The 23602-nt window shown below is 70.6% G+C and carries 17 protein-coding genes; 13 read left to right on the top strand and 4 right to left on the bottom strand.

The features are described from left to right. Window positions 1-161 precede the first annotated feature (161 nt). The 5 genes from ABFX54_RS40160 to gatB all read left to right on the top strand — a co-directional run bounded on the left by ABFX54_RS40160 (window position 162) and on the right by gatB (window position 7389). Entirely contained in the window at window positions 162-2228 is a 2067-nt protein-coding gene (locus ABFX54_RS40160) for a putative bifunctional diguanylate cyclase/phosphodiesterase (protein WP_346112078.1), read from the top strand. A gap of 172 nt (window positions 2229-2400) precedes the next feature. After that, window positions 2401-2700 carry an Asp-tRNA(Asn)/Glu-tRNA(Gln) amidotransferase subunit GatC gene (gene gatC / locus ABFX54_RS40155; protein WP_106249377.1) on the top strand — a complete coding sequence of 100 codons (300 nt, stop codon included), beginning with the start codon at window positions 2401-2403 and terminating at the stop codon, window positions 2698-2700. After that, the gene (gene gatA / locus ABFX54_RS40150) at window positions 2697-4187 is read left to right on the top strand and encodes an Asp-tRNA(Asn)/Glu-tRNA(Gln) amidotransferase subunit GatA (protein ID WP_346112076.1); all 1491 of its coding nucleotides are present in this window, start codon (window positions 2697-2699) and stop codon (window positions 4185-4187) included. The genes gatC and gatA overlap by 4 nt, the downstream gene beginning before the upstream one ends. A 20-nt stretch (window positions 4188-4207) precedes the next feature. Further along, window positions 4208-5833, top strand: coding sequence for an AAA family ATPase (locus ABFX54_RS40145; RefSeq protein ID WP_346112075.1), 1626 nt, complete (start codon window positions 4208-4210; stop codon window positions 5831-5833). 50 nt (window positions 5834-5883) lie between these two features. Next, window positions 5884-7389, top strand: coding sequence for an Asp-tRNA(Asn)/Glu-tRNA(Gln) amidotransferase subunit GatB (gene gatB / locus ABFX54_RS40140; RefSeq protein ID WP_346112074.1), 1506 nt, complete (start codon window positions 5884-5886; stop codon window positions 7387-7389). A 140-nt stretch (window positions 7390-7529) separates the two neighbouring features. Here the strand turns inward: gatB and ABFX54_RS40135 are convergent, their stop codons facing one another. From ABFX54_RS40135 to ABFX54_RS40125, 3 genes are read right to left on the bottom strand one after another with little or no spacing between them, the layout of a single operon-like run. Next, on the bottom strand, window positions 7530-9047 hold the full coding sequence (locus tag ABFX54_RS40135; protein ID WP_346112073.1) for a tripartite tricarboxylate transporter permease: 1518 nt from the start codon (window positions 9045-9047) through the stop codon (window positions 7530-7532). Between the two features lies 1 nt (window position 9048). Beyond that, window positions 9049-9534, bottom strand: coding sequence for a tripartite tricarboxylate transporter TctB family protein (locus ABFX54_RS40130; protein ID WP_346112072.1), 486 nt, complete (start codon window positions 9532-9534; stop codon window positions 9049-9051). Then, window positions 9534-10505 carry a Bug family tripartite tricarboxylate transporter substrate binding protein gene (locus ABFX54_RS40125; protein WP_346112071.1) on the bottom strand — a complete coding sequence of 324 codons (972 nt, stop codon included), beginning with the start codon at window positions 10503-10505 and terminating at the stop codon, window positions 9534-9536. Before ABFX54_RS40125 ends, ABFX54_RS40130 begins: the two co-directional genes overlap by 1 nt. Before the next feature lie 201 nt (window positions 10506-10706). On the opposite strand from ABFX54_RS40125, the gene ABFX54_RS40120 reads away from it, so the two are divergent. The 3 genes from ABFX54_RS40120 to ABFX54_RS40110 all read left to right on the top strand — a co-directional run bounded on the left by ABFX54_RS40120 (window position 10707) and on the right by ABFX54_RS40110 (window position 15087). Further along, a complete protein-coding gene (locus ABFX54_RS40120; RefSeq protein ID WP_346112070.1) occupies window positions 10707-12338 on the top strand; it encodes an ATP-binding protein in 1632 nt (543 codons plus the stop codon). Further along, on the top strand, window positions 12335-13003 hold the full coding sequence (locus tag ABFX54_RS40115; RefSeq protein ID WP_346112069.1) for a response regulator: 669 nt from the start codon (window positions 12335-12337) through the stop codon (window positions 13001-13003). Before ABFX54_RS40120 ends, ABFX54_RS40115 begins: the two co-directional genes overlap by 4 nt. A 92-nt stretch (window positions 13004-13095) precedes the next feature. Further along, the gene (locus tag ABFX54_RS40110) at window positions 13096-15087 is read left to right on the top strand and encodes a VanW family protein (protein ID WP_346112068.1); all 1992 of its coding nucleotides are present in this window, start codon (window positions 13096-13098) and stop codon (window positions 15085-15087) included. Between the two features lie 57 nt (window positions 15088-15144). Here ABFX54_RS40110 and ABFX54_RS40105 read toward each other — a convergent pair whose 3' ends face one another. Next, a complete protein-coding gene (locus ABFX54_RS40105; protein WP_346112067.1) occupies window positions 15145-16203 on the bottom strand; it encodes a PQQ-dependent sugar dehydrogenase in 1059 nt (352 codons plus the stop codon). A gap of 38 nt (window positions 16204-16241) precedes the next feature. Here ABFX54_RS40105 and ABFX54_RS40100 point away from each other — a divergent pair, with 38 nt between their 5' ends. The 5 genes from ABFX54_RS40100 to ilvC all read left to right on the top strand — a co-directional run bounded on the left by ABFX54_RS40100 (window position 16242) and on the right by ilvC (window position 23475). Then, complete coding sequence (locus ABFX54_RS40100) at window positions 16242-17150, top strand: 2-hydroxyacid dehydrogenase (RefSeq protein WP_346112066.1); 909 nt, start codon at window positions 16242-16244, stop codon at window positions 17148-17150. Window positions 17151-17446: 296 nt separating this feature from the next. Further along, window positions 17447-20008 carry a putative bifunctional diguanylate cyclase/phosphodiesterase gene (locus ABFX54_RS40095; protein WP_346112065.1) on the top strand — a complete coding sequence of 854 codons (2562 nt, stop codon included), beginning with the start codon at window positions 17447-17449 and terminating at the stop codon, window positions 20006-20008. Between the two features lie 204 nt (window positions 20009-20212). After that, window positions 20213-21952: an acetolactate synthase large subunit gene (locus ABFX54_RS40090; RefSeq protein ID WP_346112064.1), complete on the top strand. Its 1740-nt coding sequence runs from the start codon at window positions 20213-20215 to the stop codon at window positions 21950-21952. Further along, window positions 21945-22469 (top strand): acetolactate synthase small subunit, encoded by a 525-nt coding sequence (gene ilvN / locus ABFX54_RS40085; protein ID WP_346112063.1) that lies wholly within the window; start codon window positions 21945-21947, stop codon window positions 22467-22469. Before ABFX54_RS40090 ends, ilvN begins: the two co-directional genes overlap by 8 nt. A gap of 22 nt (window positions 22470-22491) precedes the next feature. Beyond that, the gene (gene ilvC, locus ABFX54_RS40080) at window positions 22492-23475 is read left to right on the top strand and encodes a ketol-acid reductoisomerase (RefSeq protein ID WP_346112096.1); all 984 of its coding nucleotides are present in this window, start codon (window positions 22492-22494) and stop codon (window positions 23473-23475) included. Window positions 23476-23602 lie beyond the last annotated feature (127 nt).

Genomic DNA, 23602 nt, shown 5'->3' with positions numbered 1-23602 from the left:
TTTCCGGCGGTTACCGGGTCGTAGCGTGCACGGGTTGCTACTGAGGGTGCTTTTTGGGTATATGTCGGATAAGAGACACTACGGAACGTACCCGCTTGGTTTCGCGAAGTGGGGTGAAGGTCGTACCCTCCCATAGTGACCTAATGGGGGTTCTGTTACCGATGACTGACCCAACCGACACCCGCGACACCGGACCACGCGTCGGCACGCCGCTGTGGGGGTTCCTCGCGGGCATCACCGTGATCGGCTTCACCGCCCTGCTGGTGGCCATGCTCAGGCTCGACCCCGCCGGCCTGGCCGAGCTGGCCCGCGGACCGCTGTTCTGGGTGCTCGCGGTGCTGGTGATATTGGGCGAGCTGCGGCCCGTGATGGTGTCGTCCGCGACCACCGTGGGCGGCACCTACCCGTCCACCATGTTCAACTTCGCCGTGCTGCTGCACTTCGGGCTGCCGGTGGCGGTGCTGATGCAGGCCGTCGCGGTGACCATCAACGGCGTCGTGACCCGCAGGTCGTGGCATCGGGTCATGTTCAACATCGCTCAGTCGACGCTCGCCCTGACCGCCGCCGCCGTGGTGCTGGGCACGTTCGGGATCATGCCGAGCCCGGCCAGGCCGTGGGTGCCGGGCGGCGGAGACCTGCTGCCGATCGGGCTGTCCGGGGTGGCCTACTTCGTCACCAGGGCCACCCTCGTCTCCGGCGCGGTCGCGCTGCACGAGCGGCGCTCGATCACGCGCGTGCTGCGGGCCACCGCCGGCCCCCAGAGCCTCGTGTACGCCGGGCTGCTGGGCCTCGCGCCCCTCGTCGTCGTGGTGATGAACCACTCGCCCGGCCTCGTGCCCCTGTTCGTCGCCCCCCTGGCCGCCGTCTACTTCACCGCCACGCTGTCCATGCGCCGCGACCACCAGGCCCTGCACGACGAGCTCACCGGGCTGCCCAACCGCAAGATGCTCATCGTCAGCACCGAGGAGGCGCTGGCCGAGGTGCGCCAGGACGAGCGGGTCGGCCTGTTCCTGCTCGACCTCGACCGGTTCAAGGAGGTCAACGACACGATGGGCCATCCCGTGGGCGACCGGCTGCTGCAGATGGTCGCCCATCGGCTGACCCACTCCGTGCGTCCCGGGGATGTCGTGGCCCGGCTGGGCGGCGACGAGTTCGCCGTGCTGCTGCCCTCGATCAGGGACGCCCACGCCGCCAGGGAGGTGGCGGCCCGGCTGCGGGCGGCGCTGACCGAGCCGGTACGCCTGGAGGGCATGACCTTCGACCTCGACGGCTCCGTCGGGATCGCCCTCTATCCCGACCACGCGCCCGACTTCGAGCTGCTGCTCCAGCGCGCCGACGTGGCCATGTACCTGGCCAAGGAGGGACGCACCGGCGTCGAGCTCTACCAGGCCGACAAGGACCGCAATTCCCCCGAACGTCTCACGCTCCTCGGCGACCTGCGCCGCGCCATCGACAACGGCGAGCTGCGCCTGCACTATCAGCCCAAGGTCGGGCTGCGTTCCGGGGACGTCCAGGGCGTGGAGGCGCTGGTGCGCTGGCGGCATCCGGTGCACGGGGCGATCGGGCCGTCGGAGTTCGTGCCGCTGGCCGAGCAGTCGTACCTGATGCGGCAGCTCACCGCGTACGTGATCGAGGAAGCACTGAAGCAGGCCGCGGCCTGGTGGCACAGCGGGCTGCGGGTGCAGATCTCGGTCAACATCTCCGCCCGCGACCTGCTCGCCTCGGCCCTGCCCGATCAGCTGGAGGTCGGGCTGGCCCGCTACGGGCTGCCGCCCGCGGCCGTCCAGCTGGAGGTCACCGAGCGCATCCTGACCGGCGACCAGGCCTACACCCAGGAGACCATCAAGGCGCTGGCCACCCTCGGCGTCCCGCTGGCCATCGACGACTTCGGCACCGGGTACTCCTCGCTCATCCGCCTGCAGCGGCTGGCCGTGTCGGAGGTCAAGATCGACGCCTCCTTCGTCCGCAGGATCGCCGAGTCGGAGGACGACTACCGGATCGTCCGCTCCATCGTCGACCTCGTCCGCTCGCTCGGGCTGAGGTCCGTCGCGGAGGGCGTGGAGTCGGACGAGGTGGCGATCCGGCTGGCGGAGATGGGCTGCGACGTCGGCCAGGGCTGGCTGTTCTGCCGCCCCCTGCCGGCCGCCGAGGCCACCGCCTGGCTGCGCGAGCAGGCGGACCCGTCGGTGGAGTACGGCTACCAGCCCGAGGTCAGCAGCTCCGCCTGACGCGCCTGACACGCCTGATCCGCCTGACCCGCCACCACGGCGCGACCGCCGGACGCGTTGCCTCGTGCGACGCCGCGTGTTGCCGTCGAGTTAACCGTTCGGGCCCAATACGTCAAGCCCCCTAGGATGGCAGTGTCCACAGACTCCATCCACGAAACGGGTTCAACGACTCATGTCCGCCATAACCCGCGACGAGGTCGCACACCTGGCCCGGTTGTCCAGGCTGGCGCTCACCGACGACGAGCTCGACCACTACGCCACCCAACTCGACCAGATCATCGAGTCGGTCGCCAAGGTGTCCGAGGTCGCCGCCGACGACGTGCCGCCTTCGTCGCACGCGCTTCCGCTGACCAATGTCTTCCGTGCCGACGAGGTGCGACAGTCCCTGACGCCCGACCAGGCGCTCTCCGGCGCCCCCGCCGTCGAGGACGACCGCTTCCGCGTGCCGCGCATCCTCGGGGAGGAGGCATGAGTCTGATCCGTAAGACCGCCGCCGAGCTGGGCTCGCTGATCGCCGCGGGCGAGGTGTCGGCCGTCGAGGTGGCCGAGGCGCACCTCGACCGGATGGCCGAGGTCGAGCCGAAGGTCAAGGCGTTCCTGCACGTCGATCGCGAGACGACGATCGAGCAGGCGCGCGCCGTCGACACCAGGATCAGGGCCGGCGAGAAGCTCGGCCCGCTGGCCGGAGTGCCGATCGCGCACAAGGACATCTTCACCACGCGCGACATGCCGACGACGGCCGCTTCCAAGATCCTCGAAGGCTGGCGGCCCCCCTACGACGCGACCGTCACCGCGCGCCTGCGCGAGGCCGGCCTGGTCATCCTGGGCAAGACCAACCTCGACGAGTTCGCCATGGGCTCCTCCACGGAAAACTCCGCCTACCAGGTGACCCACAACCCGTGGGACCTGAGCAAGGTGCCCGGTGGCTCGTCCGGCGGGTCGAGCGCCGCCGTGGCCGCCTACGAGGCGCCGCTGTCCACCGGCACCGACACCGGCGGCTCCATCAGGCAGCCCGCCTCGGTGACCGGCATCGTGGGCATGAAGCCGACCTACGGCGGTTCCTCCCGCTACGGCCTGATCGCCTTCGCCAGCTCGCTCGACACGCCGGGCCCGTTCGCCCGCAACGTGCTCGACGCGGCGCTGCTGCACGAGGCGTTCTCCGGCTACGACCCGATGGACTCCACCTCGGTCGACGCCCCGGTGCCCTCGGTGGTCGAGGCCGCCAGAAACCCCGACGTCTCCGGCATGCGGATCGGCGTGGTCAAGGAGTTCGCCGGCGAGGGCTTCCAGCCCGGCGTCCTGGCCCGCTACAACGAGGCCGTGCACCTCCTGGAGTCGCTCGGGGCCAAGGTCGTCGAGGTCTCCTGCCCGTCGTTCACGACCGCGCTGCCGGCGTACTACCTGATCGCGCCCTCGGAGTGCTCGTCCAACCTGGCCCGCTTCGACGCCATGCGTTACGGCCTGCGCGTGGGCGACGACGGCACCCGCAGCGCCGAGGAGGTCATGGCGCTGACCAGGGCCGCCGGCTTCGGCCCCGAGGTCAAGCGGCGCATCATGCTCGGCACGTACGCGCTGTCCAGCGGCTACTACGACGCCTACTACGGCCAGGCCCAGAAGGTGCGCACGGTCATCTCACGCGAGTTCGAGGCCGCCTACCAGCAGGTCGACGTCCTGGTCTCGCCGACCACGCCCACCACGGCCTTCCCGATCGGCGAGCGCACCGACGACCCGATGGCGATGTACCTCGCCGACCTGTGCACCATCCCGTCCAACCTGTCGGGCAACGCGGCCATGTCGGTCCCGGTCGGCCTGGCCGACGAGGACGGCCTGCCGGTGGGCCTGCAGATCATGGCCCCGGTCCTGGGCGACGACCGCTGCTACCGCGTCGGCGCCGCCGTGGAGCAGGCCCTGGAAAGCCACTGGGGCGGCGGCCTGCTGTCCAGGGCGCCGGAACTGTAGGACGAGAGGGGGACGGCGGCATGCTCACGCGCATCGAGATCGACGGCTTCAAGTCCTTCCTGGACTTCACCCTCGACGTGCCGCCGTTCCTCGCCCCGGTCGGGCCCAATTCGAGCGGAAAGTCCAACCTGCTGGACGCCCCGGCCTTCGCCCGCGCGGCGATCGGCGCCGGCCTGCCGCACACGCGAGGCGCGGACCCGCTGCTCGACGCGCGGCGGGGCAAGCCGCAGGAGCTCTTCCACCAGCCGGCGGGCTGCCCTCCGGTGTCGCGGTTCGCCGTCCGGGTGGAGGCGGAGGTGAGCGTCGAGGGCCGGAACGAGAACACCCGCGCCGTGATGGAGGCCCGTCGCGAATCGGGCGACTGGTCTCCTGAGGTGTCGCCGGAGAAGGCGCGCCAGAAGGTGTGGCCGTTGGAGGTGGCTTCGTGGCACTTCCACGTCCCGGACCCGCAGGCCATGCGGCGGCCGGTCACGGCGTTCGACCACCAGCCGCTCACCGAGGACGCGGGCAACCTGGCGGCCGTGCTGGGCCGGATGGAAAGCACAGGCGCGCTGGACGACCTGATGGTGGATCTGTCCGCACCGGTGCCGGACGTCACGGGTGTGCGCCCGATCTTGGACGATCGGCAGCAGGAGCGGTCGTTCGACCTCCTCGTCGATCACGAGCCCATGCCGGCTCGGCCGGCCTCCGACGGCACGCTCAGGGTGCTCGCCCTGCTGGCGGCGCTCTACGACGAGTCCTGCGCCGGTCCGCTCATGGTGGAGGAGATCGAGAACGGCCTGCACCCCAGCAGGCTCGGGCAGCTGCTCGAACGGATCTCGCAGCGGGTGGGACGATCAGGGAGGTTGTGGCGGCAGGTCATCCTGACGACCCACTCGCCCGTCGCGGTGTCGAGCCTCTACCAGGCTGCTCCTGACGCGCTGGTCTTCCTCGACTCGGCCTGGCGGACGGGCGGCGGCAGCCCCCCGCTCCCGCGTCACCGTGGCCAAGCCGGTACGCCAGGAAGGCGAGCCGGGCACCTTCGTCGCCCCGCGCCAGGTTCGTACCTATCCGAGCACGGTAGGGCAGCCATGAGCCGGCCACTCGTCCCCGGGCTGATCACCGAAGGCGACACCGATGCGCTCTTCCTCGGACCTGTCATCGGGCGGCAGCTCCGCGCGCTGACGGACCACGCGCCACGTCCTGTGGACGTGCAGTCCGGCCAGCACGGCTCATGCGGCATGATCAAGGACGACGCACGGATCAGGCAGGCCATCGAGGAGCTCGCGGCTGATCGTCACGTGATCTTTCTGCACAGCGATCACCGCGAGCGGGCCAAGACGGACAGGCACGCGGAAGACTCCGCCGTCCCCTCGGTCCCGGTCCGGGAGACGGAGGCGTGGCTGCTCGCCGATGCCGACGTATGGGCCGGGGTGCCAGGCACGGACGTCAGCCACCTGCCCGTCAGACCCCGGGACGCGGAGCGGATCTCCGACCCCAAAGCCGTGCTGAGAGCGGTGCTTTCCGGTGTCTCCCACCGGAAGGCACCGGAGCACTTCGCCTTCGCCGGTGACCACGTGGACCTGTCCGTGCTGGCCCGGTTGCCGGCGTATCCCGCATGGGTGGACGCCACCTCCAAGGCGCTGAGGAACCATGGCTTTCTCTGAGCGCCGAAGCGATAGCTTGAAACGCAACGATCTGAACTAAGGACCTCACCATGACTGCCGGTACGCTCATGCCGTACGACGAAGCGCTCGACCGGTTCGAGCCGGTGCTCGGCCTGGAGACGCATGTCGAGCTGGGCACCAAGTCGAAGATGTTCTGCGGCTGCAAGACGACCTTCGGCGCCCCGCCCAACACGCAGGTCTGCCCGACCTGCCTGGCGTTCCCCGGGGCGCTGCCGGTGGCCAACGCCGCCGCGATCGAGTCGACGATCCGCATCGGCCTGGCGCTCAACTGCTCCATCGCCGAGTGGTGCCGCTTCGCCCGGAAGAACTACTTCTATCCGGACATGCCGAAGAACTACCAGATCTCGCAGTACGACGAGCCGCTCTGCTTCGACGGCTACCTCGACGTCGAGGTCGATGGCAAGACCGTGCGGATCGAGATCGAGCGGGTGCACCTGGAGGAGGACACCGGCAAGTCCACGCACGTGGGCGGCGCGACGGGTCGCATCCACGGGGCCGACTACTCGATCGTCGACTACAACCGGGCCGGCATCCCGCTGGTCGAGATCGTGACCAAGCCCATCCCCGGCACCGACCGGTTGGCGCCCGAGGTGGCCAAGGCCTACGTGACCGAGCTGCGGGAGGTCATGCGTTCGCTGGGTGTCTCCGATGTGCGCATGGAGGAGGGGTCGCTGCGGTGTGACGTCAACGTCTCGCTGATGCCGCGCGGCTCGTCCGAGTGGGGCACCCGTACGGAGACCAAGAACGTCAACTCGCTGCGCAGCGTCGAGCGGGCCGTCAGGAGCGAGATCGAGCGGCAGGCCGCCGTGCTCGCCGGGGGCGGGAAGATCGTTCAGGAGACCCGCCACTTCCACGAGGACACCGGCGGCACCACGTCCGGCCGGTCCAAGGAGGAGGCGCAGGACTACCGCTACTTCCCCGAGCCCGACCTGGTGCCGATCGCGCCCGACCGCGCCTGGGTGGCCGAGCTGAAGGCGGCGCTGCCCGAGCTGCCGTCGGTCAAGCGCAAGCGGCTGCAGGCCGAGTGGGGCCTTTCCGACCTCGACATGCAGGCCATGCACAACGCCGACGCCATCGAGCTGGTCGAGGCCACGGTCGCGGCCGGCGCTCCCGCGGCCGACGCGCGCAAGTGGTGGATGGGTGAGCTGGCGCGGCGGGCCAACGAGACCAGCACGCCGCTGTCCGACCTGCCCATCACCCCCGAGCAGATCGCCAGGGTGACCGAGCTGGTGGCCTCCGGCGCGCTCAACGACAAGCTGGCGCGCGAGGTGCTCGAAGGCGTGATGGCCGGCGAGGGCACGCCGGACGAGGTGGTCGAGAGCCGCGGGCTGAAGATCGTCAACGACGAGGGCGAGCTGTCGGCGATCATCGACCAGGTGCTGGCCGACAACGCCGACGCGGCCGAGAAGGTGCGCTCCGGCAAGATCGCCGCCGCCGGTGCGCTGGTGGGTGGCGTGATGCGGGCGAGCAAGGGGAAGGCCGACGCGGCCCGCGCCCGGCAGCTGATCCTGGAGAAGCTCGGCGTCCAGGAGTAGAGCCCGTGCCGGGGTACCCGTCCTCGCGCGGGTATCCCGGGTGTTCCGGGGTGAATGTCCGGGCTTTCGGTACGGCAGCAGGCGGGCCCGTCGGTCCGGGTGGATCGACGGGGCCGGGTGCTCGGCCGGGGAGTCGTCCGTTACTCCCCGGCCGACGTGGCCGCGTTCTCGCGGCGGCGGCCCGCGAGCTTCCTGAACAGCGGGGTGAGCAGGGCGAGGGCGGCCAGCACCAGCAGCACGACCGCCACCGGGCTGCCGACCAGCACGCTCACGTCCCCTGCCCCGATCGCCAGCGCCCGCCGTAGCTGGATCTCCGCCATCGGCCCCAGGATCATGCCGATCACTGCCGGGGCGACGGGCAGGCCGAAACGGCGCATGGCGTAGCCGAGCAGGCCGAGCAGATACAGCACGAACAGGTCCACCACGGTGCCGTTCAGCGCGTAGACGCCGAGGGCGGCGAAGAGCACGATCCCGGAGTACAGGTACGGCCGGGGCACGCGCAGCACCTTGGCCCACAGCGGAGCCAGCGGCAGGTTCAGCACCAGCAGCATCGTGTTGCCGATGAACAGCGACGCGATCATGCCCCAGACCAGCGCCGGGTTGTGGTCGAAGAGCTGGGGGCCGGGCTGCAGGCCGTACTGCTGGAAGGCGGCCAGCAGGATCGCGGCCGTCGCGGACGTGGGCAGGCCCAGAGTGAGCAGCGGGACGAGGGTGCCGGCCGCCGAGGCGTTGTTGGCCGCCTCGGGACCCGCCACCCCCTCGATGGCCCCGTTGCCGAACTCCTCGCGGGCCGTGCCGCGAGCCAGACGCTTCTCGGCCGCGTACGACAGGAAGGTGGGGATCTCCGCCCCGCCGCCCGGCAGGGCGCCGAACGGGAAGCCCAGGGCGGTGCCGCGCAGCCACGGGAACCAGGAGCGGCGCCAGTCCGTACGGCCCATCCACGCCCGCCCGACCGGCACCACCTCCGGAGGCGCGTGCCGCAGCCGGGAGGCCACGTAGAGGGCTTCGCCGAGCGCGAAGAGGCCCACGGCGACGATCACCACGTCGATGCCGTCCAGCAGTTGCGGGATGCCGAGCGTGAGCCGGGCCTGGCCGGTCTGCTGGTCGATGCCGATCAGGCCGATCACCAGGCCGAGGCCGAGCGAGGCCAGGCCACGCACGATCGAACGGGACAGCACCGACGAGACCGCGGTGAAGGCCAGGATGGCCAGGGCGAAATAGTCCTCCGGGCCGAAGGAGATGGCGAAGTCGACCACGGCGGGCGCCGCCACGACCAGCAGCGCCGTGGCGATGGTGCCGGCCACGAACGAGCCGATCGCGGCCGTGGCCAGTGCCTGGGCGGCGCGGCCCCGCCTGGCCATCTTGTTGCCCTCCAACGCCGTGATCATGGACGCGGACTCGCCGGGGGTGTTGAGCAGGATGGACGTGGTCGAGCCGCCGTACATGCCGCCGTAGTAGATGCCGGCGAACATGATGAACGCGCTGGCCGGCGGCACCGTGAAGGTGATCGGCAGCAGCAGCGCCACCGTCATCGCGGGCCCGATGCCGGGCAGCACGCCGACGAGGGTGCCGAGGGTGACGCCGATGAGCGCGTACATGAGGTTGACGGGGGTGAGCGCGGCGGCGAAGCCGTCGAGCAGCAACTGGAACGAGGTCACCTCAGATCACCCCCTCCAGCGGCCCGCCGGGCAGCGTGACGCCGAGCCCCTTGACGAACAGCAGGTACGTCGTCACCCCCATGACCACCGCGACCACGGCCGCGCGGGACTTGTGCTCGGTGCCCAGCGCCAGCGACAGGGCGAAGAACAGCAGGCTCGCGCCGATGATCCAGCCGAGCACGTTCAGCAGTGCGGCGAAGGCCAGGAAGATGCCGCTGACCAGCCCGACGCCGCGCCAGTCCGTGGGCGCCTCGACGTCCACGTCCTCGCTCTCCTCGGGGTCGCCGTGCCCGCCGCGCAGGACGTCGGCGACGTAGAACAGGCCGATGAGCACCATGGCGCCGCCCACCAGCATGGGGAAGAACCTCGGCCCGATGCCGAGCTGGGAGGCCGCCGCGGAGACGTCGAGCGTGCCCACCACGACGAGCACGCCCAGCACCAGTACGACGATCGCCAGCCCGAGCTCGGGCCGCCACCAGCGGGTCATCAGGAAACGAGCCCCATCTCGGCGATGATCGCCTTCACCCGGGTCTGCTCGGACGCCAGGTAGTCGGTGAACTGCTGCCCGGTCTGGAAGGAGTCGATCCAGCCGTTCTTGGCCACCGCGTCCTTCCACGGCTGCGCGTCGTGCATCTTGGTGACCAGGTCGGTCAGGGCCTTCTTGTCGGCCTCGGACAGCCCGGCGGGGGCGACGAAGCCGCGCCAGTTGGCCAGCTCCACGTCAAGACCGCCCTCCTTCAGCGTGGGCGCGTCCAGGTCGGGCAGCCGCTCGCCCGAGGTGACGCCCAGGGCGCGCAGCTTGCCGGACTTCACGTGCTCGGCGAACTCGGCCACGCCCGAGATGCCCGCGCTGACCTTGTTGCCGAGCAGCTCGTTCAGGGCCTCGCCGCCGCCGGAGTGGGCGATGTAGTTGACCTGCTTGGGGTCCACGCCCGCGGCCTTGGCCATCAGACCGGCCACGATGTGGTCGGTGCCGCCGGCCGAGCCGCCCGAGATGGACACCTTCGCCGGGTCGGCCTTCCAGGCCGCCACCAGATCGGCCAGCGACTTGAACGGGGACGCGGCCGGCACCACGACCAGCTCGTACTCCTCGGTCAGCTTGGCGATGGGCGTGGTCTCGGCCAGCGTGACCTTGGACTTGTTCTGCTCGATGGCGCCCACCATGACCAGGCCCATGGTCATCAGCAGGTTGCCGTTGCCCTTCTCCCCGGCCAGCTGCGCCAGCCCGATGGTGCCGCCGGCGCCGGGCACGTTGAACACCTCGACCTTGCGCTGCGGATCGGCGCTCTTGAACGCCTGCTCCGCCACGCGAGAGGTCTGGTCCCAGCCGCCGCCGGGGGCGGCCGGAGCCATGATCCGCAAGGCGGAGGCGCCGGCCGAGGTGCCGCCGGAGGCGCCGCAGCCGGTCATCGCGCCGAGGGAGAGTGCCGCGAGTGCGGCGAATACGCGCAAGCGCATGATCACTCCAGGGGGTGTGCTCACATAGGTTGGACTGGCATGGTGATTTCCGGCGCGCGAGGCGTCGAGGCTTTGCGCGGTTGCCGTCGTAGTGGTCGTATTGGTCGCGGCGAAAGAGGCGAAAGTGCCGCTGCCAGAACGCGGGTATCGGCCGCGACCGGGACGTGACCTCCGTTTGCTTCCATGAGCAGGGTGAGACGAGTGCGTGACGCGTCCCTCGGGACGCAGCTCTTCGTGCTCCAGATGGTGATCGTGCTGCTCGCCGCCGGGGGCACGGCGGGAGTGTGGGCCGAGCACACGAGAAATCAGCTCGACTCGCTCTACCAGCAGCGGGCGCTGGCCATCGCGCAGTCGGTGGCCGCGCTGCCGCAGGTACGCGAGGCGTTCAAGCTGGCGAGCCCGGAGAGCGTGCTGCAACCGCTGGCGATGAGCGTCCAGCAGGAGACCGGCGCCGACTACGTGGTGATCGCCAACACCGATCAGAAGCGCTACGCCCACCCCAACGCCGCGCTGATCGGCAAGACGTTGTCCACCGACGGCACCCTCGTCCTGCGTTCGGGCCGGAGCTGGGTGGGCACGGAGACCGGCACGATCGGCACCACGGTCAGGGGCAAGACGCCCATCCGCGACGAATACGGCACGGTCATCGGCCTCGTCTCCGTCGGCGTGCTGGAGACCACGGTCGACAGCCAGCTCACCCACGCCCTGCCGCCGCTCATCTGGACCGCGCTGGCCGTGCTGCTGGCCGGGCTCGCGCTGGCCGCGCTGATCACCGCGCGGGTGCGCAAGCAGACGTTCGGGCTGGAGCCGCGCGAGATCGCCGCGCTGCTGGAGCAGCGCGAGGGCGTGCTGCACGGCGTCAAGGAGGGCGTGCTCGCGCTCGACCTGAACGGCCGGGTCACGCTGGTCAACGACGCCGCCCGTGAGCTGCTCGGCGACGTCGGCGCGGACCTGACACAGATGCCGGTCTCCGAGCGCATGCGCGACGTGCTCGGCGGCGCCGACCCGGGCGAGGACCGCGTCGTGCTGCACGGCGAGCGGGTGCTGGTGCTCAACCGCACCCCCGTCTGGGTACGCGGCCGCCACCGCGGCTGGGTGGTCACCCTGCGCGACCGCACCGAGCTGGTCCGCCTGGCCCGCGAACTCGACGACACCAGCAGCGCCACGGACGCGCTGCGGGCACAGGCGCACGAGTTCGCCAACCGGCTGCACACCGTGGTGGGCCTGCTCGAACTGGGCGAGCACGACGCGGCGATCGGCTTCATCACCCGCACGACCGGCAGCACGTACGCCACCGACCTGCGCGAACGCATCCAGGACCCGACCCTCGCCGCGCTGCTCATGGCCAAGTCGGCCGAGGCGGCCGAGCGCGGGGCCCGGCTGGTGCTCTCCGACGACTCCTCGGTGCCCGAGGGCCTGATCGGCGACCCGAGGGACGCGGTGCTGGTGGTCGGCAACCTGGTCGCCAACGCCCTAGACGCCCTCGACGGCGCCGAGGGCACGATCGAGGTGTCGCTGCAGGCCGACGCCGGCGGGCTGCGCGTCCGGGTCGGCGACTCCGGCCCCGGCATCGCGCCCGACCTGGTGGAGGAGGTCTTCAGGGAGGGCTTCACCACCAAGGCCGCCCATTCGGGGCCGCGCGGGCTCGGGCTGGCGCTGACCAGGCAGGCGTGCCTGCGCAGAGGCGGCTGGGTCCGGGTACGGAACTCGGGCGGCGCGGTTTTCACCGCCCTGCTCCCGGCGAACGGGGCGAAGAACGGCGCCAAGAAGGGCGCCGCGAACGGGGCCGCGCATGGGGCGAAGGACGGGGCTGTGGACGGGGCGAGACGGTGACACGCACGCCGATCCGTGTGGTGGTCGTGGACGACGACTTCATGGTGGCCCGCATCCACAGCGGCTACGTGTCCCGCGTGCCGGGCTTCACCGTGGTCTCGACGGCGCACACCGGGGCCGACGCGCTCGCCGCGGTCGCCGAGCTGCGGCCCGATCTCGTGCTGCTCGACATCTACCTGCCCGACATGTCGGGCTTGGAGGTGCTCAAGGCCCTGCACGACGTGGACGTCCTCATGATCAGCGCCGCCCGCGACATGCCCACGGTCAGGGAGGCGATGCGCGGCGGCGCCGTCAACTACCTCATCAAGCCGTTCACCGCCGCCGCCCTGACCGAGCGCCTCCAGCAGTACGCCGACACCCGCCGGCGCCTGACCGCGATCGGCGCCGAGGCGCGCCAGGACGACGTGGACCGGCTTTTCGGCACGGCCAAGAGCCCGGCCGCCATGCCCAAAGGACTGTCAGCGGCCACGTGCGCGCTGGTCGCCGACACCCTGCGCGAGGCCGGCCGCGACCTGTCGGCGGCGGAGGCCGCCGAGATCACCGGCCTGTCGCGGGTGAGCGCTCGCCGCTACCTCGAACACCTCTGCGCGGTGGGGCAGGCCGAATTCCGGCCGCGTTACGGCACGGCCGGACGACCGGAACATCGCTACCGGTGGCTAGGTTGACACACTTCCGTAGCCGATTCCCGTGACATATGCGGATCCGCGTGCCTTACTGTTGCCTGAGACTTGGCTGCGGACCGGGAGGAGATTGAGGCGTGCGTAACGCCGGACCGATCGAATCACCAACCGACCCGTTCGCCTCGGTGCCACTCCCCACGTCGGGTGTCTCCAAGAAGCCGCGGATCGAAGGGCTGCCTCCGGGAGTCTCCCGGGACATCTTCGGCCCGCCGGGCAGACAGGAGGCGCGGCCGGCCCAGGGCCCGAGCGCCCCGGGCGGACCTTCGGGCAAGAACGCGCTACCGCCGGTGGCGCCGCCCGCCCAACCCTGGCCCATGGCCGGCAAGGAGTCGCCGCCCCCGGCGTTCGGGGGTTCGCCGGAGCGGCCGCCCGCGTACGAGCCCGAGCCGCCGAAGCGCGGCCGGCTGCTGCCCGGGGTGATCACGGTCGTGCTGATGCTGGCGGCGCTGGCCTACGTGGTGCCCGCCGTGCTCATGTCCGGTTCGGTGTTACGCGGCACGCACGTGGCCGGGGTGGACATCGGCGGCCTCACCGTGACGCAGGCGGCCGACAAGCTCCGCAGCGAACTGGCCACCAAGCTCAGCAAGCCCGTCGTGGCCGAGATCGGCGACAACAGGGAGACCATTCAGGCCGACGAGGCCGGGCTCGAACTGGACGTGGTCGGCACCATCGGGCAGGCGCCCAGCGGGTTCCCCAGCCCGCAGGAGGTGTGGCGCGGGCTCACCGGCACCACCGAGCTCCAGCCGAAGATCTCCGTCGACGCCTCCCAGCTCATCAGGACCGTGGACGGCATGGCGGAGGCAGCCGACAAGCGCGCGCGCGAGGGCCGGGTGACGTTCACCGGTCTGGTGCCCAAGGCGCACCTGCCCCAGGACGGCGTGCTGCTCGACCGGGACGACGCCGTCAAGCGGATCAGCGACGCCTTCCTCAACGGCGGCGGCACGGTGGTCCTCACCCTCAGGCCGGCCAAGCCCGTCACCACCCCCGAGTCCGTCGAGACGGCGGTCGAGAAGGCGAAGGCGGCGGTCGCCGCCCCCCTGACCCTGACGCTCGGCGACAAGCAGACCCAGATTCCCCCGGCCACGATCGCCGCCAACCTGACCTACGTGGCCGGCGGCGACGGCGCGCTCGTGCCCGAGTTCAACGCCAAGGCCGTGCTGGCCGCCGCGGAGAGCAGTCTCGTGGACGCGGCCCAGCAGCCGCGCGACGCCACGTACCAGATCGTGGACGGCAAGCCGGTCCTGGTCCCCGCCCGCGTCGGACGCGGGATCAACGACAAGCTGCTGGCCAGGGACGCGGAGAAGGTGTTCGACCAGGGCGGCGCCCGGACGATCCCGGTCCGGCTCGGCACCGTCGCGCCCGCCGTGCAGACCTCGGAGATCCAGGGGCTCGGCATCAGGGAGGTCGTGGGCCAGTTCACCTCGACGTTCGACTGCTGCCAGCCCCGGGTGAAGAACATCCAGCGGATGGCGCAGGAGCTCGACGGGCACATCGTCAAGCGCGGAGACACGTTCTCGCTCAACGACTTCCTCGGCGAGCGGACGATCGAGGACGGATACGTCGAGGCCGGGCAGGTCGTCGGCGGCCGGACGGTGAACGTGGTCGGCGGCGGCCAGTCGCAGTTCGCGACGGCCCTCTACAACGCGGCGTTCTTCGGCGGGTTCGAGGACATCGAGCACCAGGCGATGGACTACTTCGCCGAGCGCTATCCGGCGGGGCGCAGCGTGGCGCTGCTCTACCCGGACGTGGACCTGAAGTGGCGCAACGACTCCGACCAGGGCGTGCTGATCAAGACCGCCTCCACCGAGACGTCCGTCACCGTGACGCTGTGGAGCACCAAGCGCTTCGACAAGGTCGAGGCCGTGGAGTCGGAGCGCAGGGACTTCACGCCGTTCCGGCGCGAGACCAGCTCCGCGCCCGGCTGCCTGCCCACCACGGGACAGCAGGGGTTCACGATCGACGTGACCCGCGTGTTCCACAAGGACGGCAAAGTGGCCAAGAAAGACAAGAAGCTGACCACCAAGTACCGCCCGCAACCCCAGATCGCCTGCACGGGCGTCCCGCGCTGAGAGATCGGGTCCTCGGCGCTCAGATCGCCGGGGGCCCGCGCGGATGTACGCCCGTGGTCAGGACGGGGTGACGGACATGATCCGGTCGTCGCCGTCCCTGACCGAGCCGCGGCCGTCCTTGTTGCTGGTCCCGACCCAGAGCGTGCCGTCGGGCGCCGTGGTGACCGCGCGCAGCCGGCCGTACCGGTCGGTGAAGTGGGCGGCGGGCGTGCCGGCCGAGCCGTCGCCGCTCAGCGGGATCTGCCACAGCCGCTCGCCCCGCAGCGCGCCCATCCACAGCGAGCCCTTCGCGTACGCCAGCCCCGACGGCGAGGCGTCGGAGGTGGGCCAGGTGAGGATCGGGTTGGTGTAGCGGTCGTCGTCGCCGCGCCCCTCGACCTGCGGCCAGCCGTAGTTGGCCCCCGGTTTGATCAGGTTCACCTCGTCATAGGTGCTGGCCCCGAACTCCGAGGCGTACAGGCGGCCTGAGTCGTCCCAGGCCAGGCCCTGGACGTTGCGGTGGCCGTAGCTGTAGACCAGCGTGCCGAACGGGTTGCCGGGCGCGGGCGCGCCGTCCGTGGTCATGCGCAGGATCTTGCCGCCGAGCGAGTCGCGCCGCTGGGCCATGTCGCGGTCGCCCGTCTCGCCGGTGGTGGCGTACAGGAAGCCGTCGGGGCCGAACGCGAGGCGGCCGCCGTTGTGGATGCCGCCCTTCGGGATGCCCTCGACGATGACGCGCCGGTCGGTGAGGCGGTCGCCGTCGAGGCGGTAGCGGACGATCCGGTTGTCCTGATCCGCCGTGTGGTAAAGGAAGATTCGCCCCTCTCTGACGGCAATGCCCATCAGGCCGCCCTCGCCGTCCGGCCGTACGTCCTCGATCGTGCCCAGGTCCGTCACCGCGCCCGCCGGGCTCACCCGCAGCAGCCGGGCCGAGTCGCGCTCGGTCACGAGGGCGTCGCCGCCGGGCAGGAACGCGATCGCCCACGGGACGGCGAGGCCGGTCACGACGTCCCTGGGGTCGCCGGGGGCGGCCCCGGCGGACACGGCCGCCGTGGGGAGCGCCTCCGCGCCGCCACCGTAGGAGCCGGAACAGCCGGTGAGCGCCGCCAGCAGCGCGATCGTCCAGAGCTTCCTCATGTGTTCCATACTGACCCCGGAGTCGTAAGGTTCTCGGCATGAAGACCTGGGTTCCGTCTGTTTCGGTGGCCGATGTACTGTCCGACCTCCCCGGCGTCGAATGTGCGGTCTATGACGGCACGTCCGCGATGCCGGACGGGGTGGGCGACGTGGAGGTGTGGATCCCGCCGCTCATCCCCGTGCCCGACGTGCCGGGGACTCTGGCCAGGATGGGCTCGCTCAAGTTGTTGCAGACCGTGACCGCCGGCGTGGAGGCGTACCGGCCCCACATGCCCCCGGGCGCGGTGCTGTGCAACGCGCGCGGCGTGCACGACGCGGGCACCGCCGAATGGGCGGTGGGCGCCATGCTGGCGGTCGTCAGGGAGTTCCCCGGGTTCGTGGACGCGCAGCGCAGGGGGGAGTGGACCTACCACCACACCGGCGTGCTGGCCGACTCGCGCGTGCTCATCGTGGGCCACGGCTCCATCGGCGCCGCGCTGGAGCGCCGGCTCGACGGGTTCGAGGTGGAGGTCGTCCGGGTGGCGCGCAGCGCCCGCGACGGCGTGCACGCCATGGACGAACTGCCTGTGCTGCTGCCGGAGGCGGACGTCGTCGTGCTGCTGGTGCCCGCCACCCCCGCCACCGCCGGCATGGTGGACGCGGCGTTCCTGGCCCGGATGAAGGACGGCGCCGTGCTCGTCAACGCCGCCCGCGGCGGAATCGTCGACACCGACGCGCTGCTCGCGGAGCTCAAGAACGGCAGGCTGCGCGCCGCGCTCGACGTGACCGCGCCCGAGCCGCTGCCCGAGGGACACCCCCTCTGGGGCGCGCCGGGCCTGCTGATCACGCCGCACGTCGCGGGCAGCACGCCCGCGTCGGAGCGGCGGATGCTGCGCCTCATGAGGGCCCAGTTGCAGCGCTATCTCGCCGGCGAATCGCTGGTCAACGTCATCACCGACGCATATTGAGAGGATCCCGGAACGTGGCTGGTCCGTGACCTTCGGTGCGTACGGTTGCGTTTGCAGGGAGTTCCTGACTGACTGTCAAGGGACTCTTGGCGGCAAATGGTCTGTGTGGTTATCAGATCGGTGACGACATCGGCGTTGTCACCACCCGCGCACCCGAGACCGCACACACTGGCGAAGTGATCGACCGGGCTTCGGCGGTCGCAGGTGCAGGGTTCGAGACGGGATGGGCAACGACTGTGATCCGCTGGCGTGATCCACGGGTGCCGCCGGCCGCCGCGGCGGCGGCAGGAGCGGTGGTGTTCGCCGCTGCCGTCCTGGCGCAGGCGCCGGCCTTGGTCACCGGCGCGGTCGCCGGAGGGCTGGCGGCGCTGGTCGCCGCGGGCTCCCTGCTGTTCGCCTCGGTGAAGCAGGCCGGTCACCGCCCGACGGCGATGGGCGCGCGCTGGATGGGCGGCGGGTCGGTCATCTGGGCGGCAGGGGTGGCGCTGCAGCCGGTCGCCGAAGGCTTCGTGGCCAGCTTCGCCGACATGTTCGTGCTGCTCGGCACGGTGGTCACGGCGGGCGGCGCGCTGATCGCGGCCGACCGCAGATTTCCGGCCAGAGTCGCTTTACGGCAGCTCACGGACGCCTACCTGAGCGCCGCTTCTCTTTTTCTCGTCGGCTGGGTGGTCGCGCTGCGCCACGTCTACGCCGAGACGGCCGATCCGCCCGCTTTCACGCTGGTGATGCTGCCGCCGATGATCGCGCTGCTGGTGACCTGCTCCGTGATCCCTTCGGTGGTGACCAGCAGGTCATCGTCCTGGCTGCTCGGCCTGGCCGGGGTGGGCGTGCTGGCCACGATGACCGTGGCGGGCGTGGGGCAGGCGGTGGCCCGGCTGATGGACGGTGATCCGCAGCTGTGGAGCGTCCTGCTCGCGCCCGTCGCGCTGCTGCTGCTGGCGGCCGTCCCGTGGGGCCCGAAGGCCGGTGAGCCCGCCCGTCCTGGCGTCGGTCACGCGGTCGGGGTGGCGCCGCTGGCGCTGGTCGCCGTGGCCGCCGTCACGCTGCTGGCGCACCAGGCCGGCGGGCAGGCGGGGCCGGCGGTGACCGGCGTCGTGCTGGTCGCCGTGTCCGTGGTGCTGCTCCTGCTGGTGCGCCTGTTCGTGCTCTCCGCGGTCAACGTACGCCTGCGCGGCCTGGTCAAGCTGGGCGACCGCCAGCTCAGGGAGCTGGCCGAGAGCACCGGCGACGTGGTCTTCGCCTGCGACTACCAGGGCGTGGTGCGCGAGATCGGCCCGGGGGTCGAGGTCACCTACGGCTACTGCCCCGACGAGCTGATCGGCGGATCGATCTTCGACTACATCCACCCTGAGGACGTGCCGGGCATCCAGGCCGCCATGCGCGCCATGCACCTCGACGAGGAGAACGCCGCGCCCGGCACCTGCCTCATCGCCTGCCGGGTGCGCGCGGCCGACGGCACCTGGCGTCCCACCGAGTCCGTGGCCACCCGCAGGGTCGGCGGCGACGAGCGGATGCTGGTGACGACCAGAGACGTCAGCGACCAGGAGGCGCTGCGCAACCAGGTCGCCCACCTCACCTTCCACGATGGCGTCACCGGCCTGCCCAACCGCGCCTACTTCGAGGAGCGCACCCGCGAGGTGCTGGCCGGGCGCACGTCGGGCACGGCCAACGTCGCGGTCATCTTCCTCGACCTCGACGGGTTCACCTCGGTCAACGACTCGGTCGGCCACGCCAGCGGCGACTACCTGCTCGGGCAGGCGGCCCGCAGGCTGCGCGGGGCCGTGCGTCCCGACGACACGCTGGCTCGGTGGGGCGGCGACGAGTTCGCCGTGCTCGTGGAGACCGGCGGCGAGGCGCAGGTGGCGGTCGATCTGGCCGAGCGGCTGGTCGGCGCCGTCTCGCAGGAGCCGTTCCGGGTCGCCGACCGCGACGTGGCGATCACCGCGAGCGTGGGCGTGGCCTTCGCGGAGGACGACCAGCCCGCGGGCGACCTCATGCGTAACGCGGATGTGGCGATGGCGCGCTCCAAGGAGCTGGGCGGGCGGCGGGTCGAGGTGTTCGCCGCGCAGATGCACGCCGACGTCGTACGCCGTCTCGAACTGGCCGCGGACCTGCAGCGGGCGCTGATCGAGCAGCAGTTCGCGATCGAGTACCAGCCGGTGGTCGACCTGGCCACCTCGCGGGTGACGGCCGTCGAGGCGCTGGTGCGGTGGTGGCGCGGGTCGGTGTTCGTGCCGCCCGAGCAGTTCCTCGGCCCGGCCGAGGACACCGGGCTGATCGTGCCGCTGAGCGAGTGGATCCTGCGCGAGTCGTGCCGCGAGGTGGCCGCCTGGCGGGCCTCGTCCTGGGACATCGGGCTGTCGCTCAACCTGTCGGCGCGTCAGATCATGGCACCCAGGTTCGTCGAGACCGTGGAGGAGGCGCTGGCCGAGAGCGGGCTGCCCGCCGCCGCGCTCACCCTTGAGGTGATCGAGGAGATGCTGGTCGAGGACGCCGAGGAGACGATCAAGCGGCTGTCGGAGCTGCGCGCGCTCGGGGTGCGCCTGGCCATCGACGACTTCGGCACCGGCTACGCCTCGCTGGCCTTCCTGCGGCAGCTTCCTGTCGACATGATCAAGATCGACCCGTCGTTCGTGTCCGGGCTGGGCCGCGACGACACGCTGACCCTGCTCACCCGCACGATCGTGCGGCTCGGCCACGACCTCGGGCTCATCGTGGTGGCCGAGGGAATCGAGCGCCCCGAGCAGCTCGAACTGCTCAAGCAGATGGGCTGCACGCGCGGGCAGGGGTTCCTGGTGGCGCGGCCGATGGCGGCGCGTGGGGTCGACTCGCTGCGGCGGACGAGTCTCACCGTTTGAGACATGTGTCCACCAAGTTGACACTGGGGCGTTCGGAGCGGCTATGGTGTAAGCCATGCTTCGCAGTGAGATTCTCGTAGTACTTCGCCGGCGCGCAGGCCGATAGCGAAGCACGACGACCTGCGCCCCGCCCCAGACCCGCCACCTGGCGGGGCGGGGCATTTTTTATGTCCTTAAGCGAGTAGTCACGCAAGGAACGAGCCGATGACCGAACGGATGACAGGTGCACAGGCCCTGGTCAGGGCGCTGGAGCACGTGGGAGTCGACACAGTGTTCGGGATCCCGGGCGGTGCCATTCTGCCGGCCTACGATCCTCTCTACGACTCGACCAAGGTCCGTCACGTGCTCGTACGCCACGAGCAGGGGGCGGGGCACGCGGCCGAGGGCTACGCGCAGGCCACCGGCAAGGTCGGGGTGTGCATGGCGACCAGCGGCCCCGGCGCCACCAACCTGGTGACCCCGATCGCCGACGCCTACATGGACTCGGTGCCGATCGTGGCCATCACCGGGCAGGTGGCCAGTGCCGCCATCGGCACGGACGCCTTCCAGGAAGCCGACATCTCCGGCATCACCATGCCGATCACGAAGCACAACTTCCTGGTGACCGATCCGGCCGACATCGCCCGTACGATCATGGAGGCCTTCCACATCGCCTCCACCGGCCGTCCCGGCCCGGTTCTCGTGGACATCTCCAAGGACGCGCTGCAGTCCGAGACCACCTTCAGCTGGCCGCCCACCATGCAGCTCCCGGGCTACCGCCCGGTCACCAGGCCCCACTCCAAGCAGATCCGCGAGGCCGCCAAGCTCATCGCGGAGTCGAGCCGGCCCGTCCTGTACGTCGGCGGCGGCGTCCACAAGTCCCGCGCCTCGGCCGAGCTGCTGCACCTGGCGGAGCTGACGAACATCCCCGTCATCACGACCCTGATGGCCAGGGGCACCTTCCCCGACAGCCATCCCCAGCACATGGGCATGCCGGGCATGCACGGCAGCGTCTCGGCCGTCGGCGCGCTGCAGAAGTCCGATCTGATCATCGGCCTGGGCGTGCGCTTCGACGACCGGGTCACCGGAAACCTGGCGTCCTTCGCCCCCTACGCGAAGATCGTGCACGCCGACATCGACCCGGCGGAGATCTCCAAGAACCGCCACGCCGACGTGCCGATCGTGGGCGACTGCAAAGAGGTCATCACCGACCTCATCGCCGCCATCGAGGCGTCCGGCCAGAAGGGCGACTACGCCGACTGGTGGACGGTGCTCAACGGCTACAAGCAGACCTACCCGCTGGGCTACGACGAGTTCGAGGACGGCTCGCTGGCCCCTCAGTACGTCATGGAGCGGCTGAGCGCGATCGCCGGGCCCGACACGTACTACGTGGCCGGGGTCGGGCAGCACCAGATGTGGGCCTCGCAGTTCATCGGCTACGAGAACCCGGGCACGTTCATCAACTCCGGCGGCCTGGGCACCATGGGCTTCGCCGTCCCGGCCGCGATGGGCGCGAAGATGGGCCGCCCCGACGCCACCGTGTGGGCCATCGACGGCGACGGCTGCTTCCAGATGACCAATCAGGAGCTGGCCACCTGCGCCCTGGAGGGCGTGCCGGTCAAGATCGCCGTCATCAACAACGGTAATCTCGGCATGGTCCGCCAGTGGCAGACGCTCTTCTACGACCAGCGTTACTCCAACACCGACCTGCAGACGGCGCGCCGCATCCCGGACTTCGTCAAGCTGGCCGAGGCCTATGGTTGTGTGGGCCTGCGATGCGAACGTCCCGAGGACGTGGACGCCGTCATCAAGAAGGCCATGGAGATCAACGACGTGCCCGTCGTGGTCGACTTCGTCGTCCACCAGGACGCGATGGTCTGGCCCATGGTCGCGGCGGGCACCAGCAACGACGACATCAAGATCGCCCGTGACATGGCGCCGAAGTGGGAGAACGAGGATGAGTAGACACACGCTGTCGGTGCTGGTCGAGAACCGCCCCGGTGTCCTGGCACGCGTGTCGGCGCTGTTCAGCCGGCGCGGCTTCAACATCGACTCCCTGGCCGTCGGGCCGACCGAGCACGACGACATCTCCCGCATCACGATCGTGGTCAGCGTGGAGGAGCTGCCGCTTGAGCAGGTCACGAAGCAGCTCAACAAGCTGGTGAACGTGCTCAAGATCGTCGAGCTGGACCCTTCGCAGTCGGTGCAGCGCGAGCTGATGCTGATCAAGGTCAAGGCCGACTCCGAGAGCCGCTCCCACGTGCTGGAGCTCGTCCAGCTCTTCCGGGCCCGCTGCGTGGACGTGGCTGCCGACGCGGTGACCATCGAGGTCACCGGCACTCCCGACAAGCTCGAGGCCTTCGTCAAGGTGCTGGAGCCGTTCGGGATCAAAGAACTCGTCCAATCGGGCATGGTGGCCATCGGCCGCGGCGCCCGTTCCATCACCGACCGGTCCCTCAGGGCACTGGACCGTACCGCCTGAAAGGTTTTAGCAAGTGACCGAGATCTACTACGACGACCAGGCCGACCTGTCGATCATCCAGGGGCGCCACGTGGCCGTGCTGGGGTACGGCAGCCAGGGCCACGCCCACGCGCTCTCCCTGCGTGACTCCGGCGTCGACGTGCGCGTCGGGCTGCCCGAGGGCTCCAAGAGCCGCGAGAAGGCCGAGAACGACGGCCTGCGCGTGGTCACGCCCTCCGAGGCGGTCGAAGAGGCCAACCTCACCATGATCCTCGCGCCGGACCACATCCAGCGCCACCTCTACGCCGAGCACGTCGCCCCCAATCTGGTCGAGGGCGACGCGCTGTTCTTCGGCCACGGACTCAACATCCGCTACGGGCTGATCGAGGCCCCCGAGGGCGTCGACGTGTGCATGGTGGCCCCCAAGGGCCCCGGCCACCTCGTCCGTCGCCAGTTCGAGGCGGGGCGCGGCGTCCCGGTGCTCGTGGCCGTCGAGAAGGACGCCTCGGGCAAGGCGCTCGACCTCGCGCTCTCCTACGCGAAGGGCATCGGCGGCACCCGCGCCGGCGCGCTGCGCACCACGTTCAAGGAGGAGACCGAGACCGACCTGTTCGGTGAGCAGGCCGTGCTCTGCGGCGGCGTCTCCGAGCTGATCAAGGCGGGCTTCGACACCCTCATCGAGGCCGGCTACCAGCCGGAGGTGGCCTACTTCGAGTGCCTGCACGAGATGAAGCTCATCGTCGACCTCATGTACGAGGGCGGCATCTCCAAGATGTACTGGTCGGTCTCCGACACCGCCGAGTACGGCGGCTACACCCGCGGTCCGCGCGTCATCACCGACGAGACCCGTCAGGAGATGCGCCGCATCCTGGGCGAGATCCAGGACGGCACCTTCGCCCGGCAGCTCGTCGAGGAGTTCGACGGCGGCCAGAAGGAGTTCCAGCGCTACCGCGGGGAGCTGTCCGAGGACGCGATCGAGAAGACCGGCGCCAAGCTCCGCCCGATGATGAGCTGGCTCAAGGCCTGACCGCCTGAACGGCTGAACTGCTCGACGGCTGGGCGCCTTGAACGGCCTGGACGGCCGAGCGCCTGAACGGCCGGATGCCTGAACGAACGCGAGCCGGAGGGGGCGGGGAGAGTTCCCCCGCCCCCCC

Source organism: Nonomuraea maheshkhaliensis (assembly GCF_039529435.1).
GTDB lineage: Bacteria > Actinomycetota > Actinomycetes > Streptosporangiales > Streptosporangiaceae > Nonomuraea > Nonomuraea maheshkhaliensis.
This window is presented reverse-complemented; position numbering and strand designations above follow the sequence as displayed.

What these genes read in the sequence shown, in the direction of transcription:
- gatB (WP_346112074.1), top strand. Translation starts at nt 5,884, where the DNA reads ATGACTGCCGGTACGCTCATGCCGTACGACGAAGCGCTCGACCGGTTC.
- gatA (WP_346112076.1), top strand. Translation starts at nt 2,697, where the DNA reads ATGAGTCTGATCCGTAAGACCGCCGCCGAGCTGGGCTCGCTGATCGCC.
- ABFX54_RS40160 (WP_346112078.1), top strand. Translation starts at nt 162, where the DNA reads ATGACTGACCCAACCGACACCCGCGACACCGGACCACGCGTCGGCACG.
- ABFX54_RS40105 (WP_346112067.1), bottom strand. Translation starts at nt 16,203, where the DNA reads ATGAGGAAGCTCTGGACGATCGCGCTGCTGGCGGCGCTCACCGGCTGT.
- ABFX54_RS40090 (WP_346112064.1), top strand. Translation starts at nt 20,213, where the DNA reads ATGACCGAACGGATGACAGGTGCACAGGCCCTGGTCAGGGCGCTGGAG.
- ABFX54_RS40145 (WP_346112075.1), top strand. Translation starts at nt 4,208, where the DNA reads ATGCTCACGCGCATCGAGATCGACGGCTTCAAGTCCTTCCTGGACTTC.
- gatC (WP_106249377.1), top strand. Translation starts at nt 2,401, where the DNA reads ATGTCCGCCATAACCCGCGACGAGGTCGCACACCTGGCCCGGTTGTCC.
- ABFX54_RS40130 (WP_346112072.1), bottom strand. Translation starts at nt 9,534, where the DNA reads ATGACCCGCTGGTGGCGGCCCGAGCTCGGGCTGGCGATCGTCGTACTG.
- ilvN (WP_346112063.1), top strand. Translation starts at nt 21,945, where the DNA reads ATGAGTAGACACACGCTGTCGGTGCTGGTCGAGAACCGCCCCGGTGTC.
- ABFX54_RS40125 (WP_346112071.1), bottom strand. Translation starts at nt 10,505, where the DNA reads ATGCGCTTGCGCGTATTCGCCGCACTCGCGGCACTCTCCCTCGGCGCG.
- ABFX54_RS40100 (WP_346112066.1), top strand. Translation starts at nt 16,242, where the DNA reads ATGAAGACCTGGGTTCCGTCTGTTTCGGTGGCCGATGTACTGTCCGAC.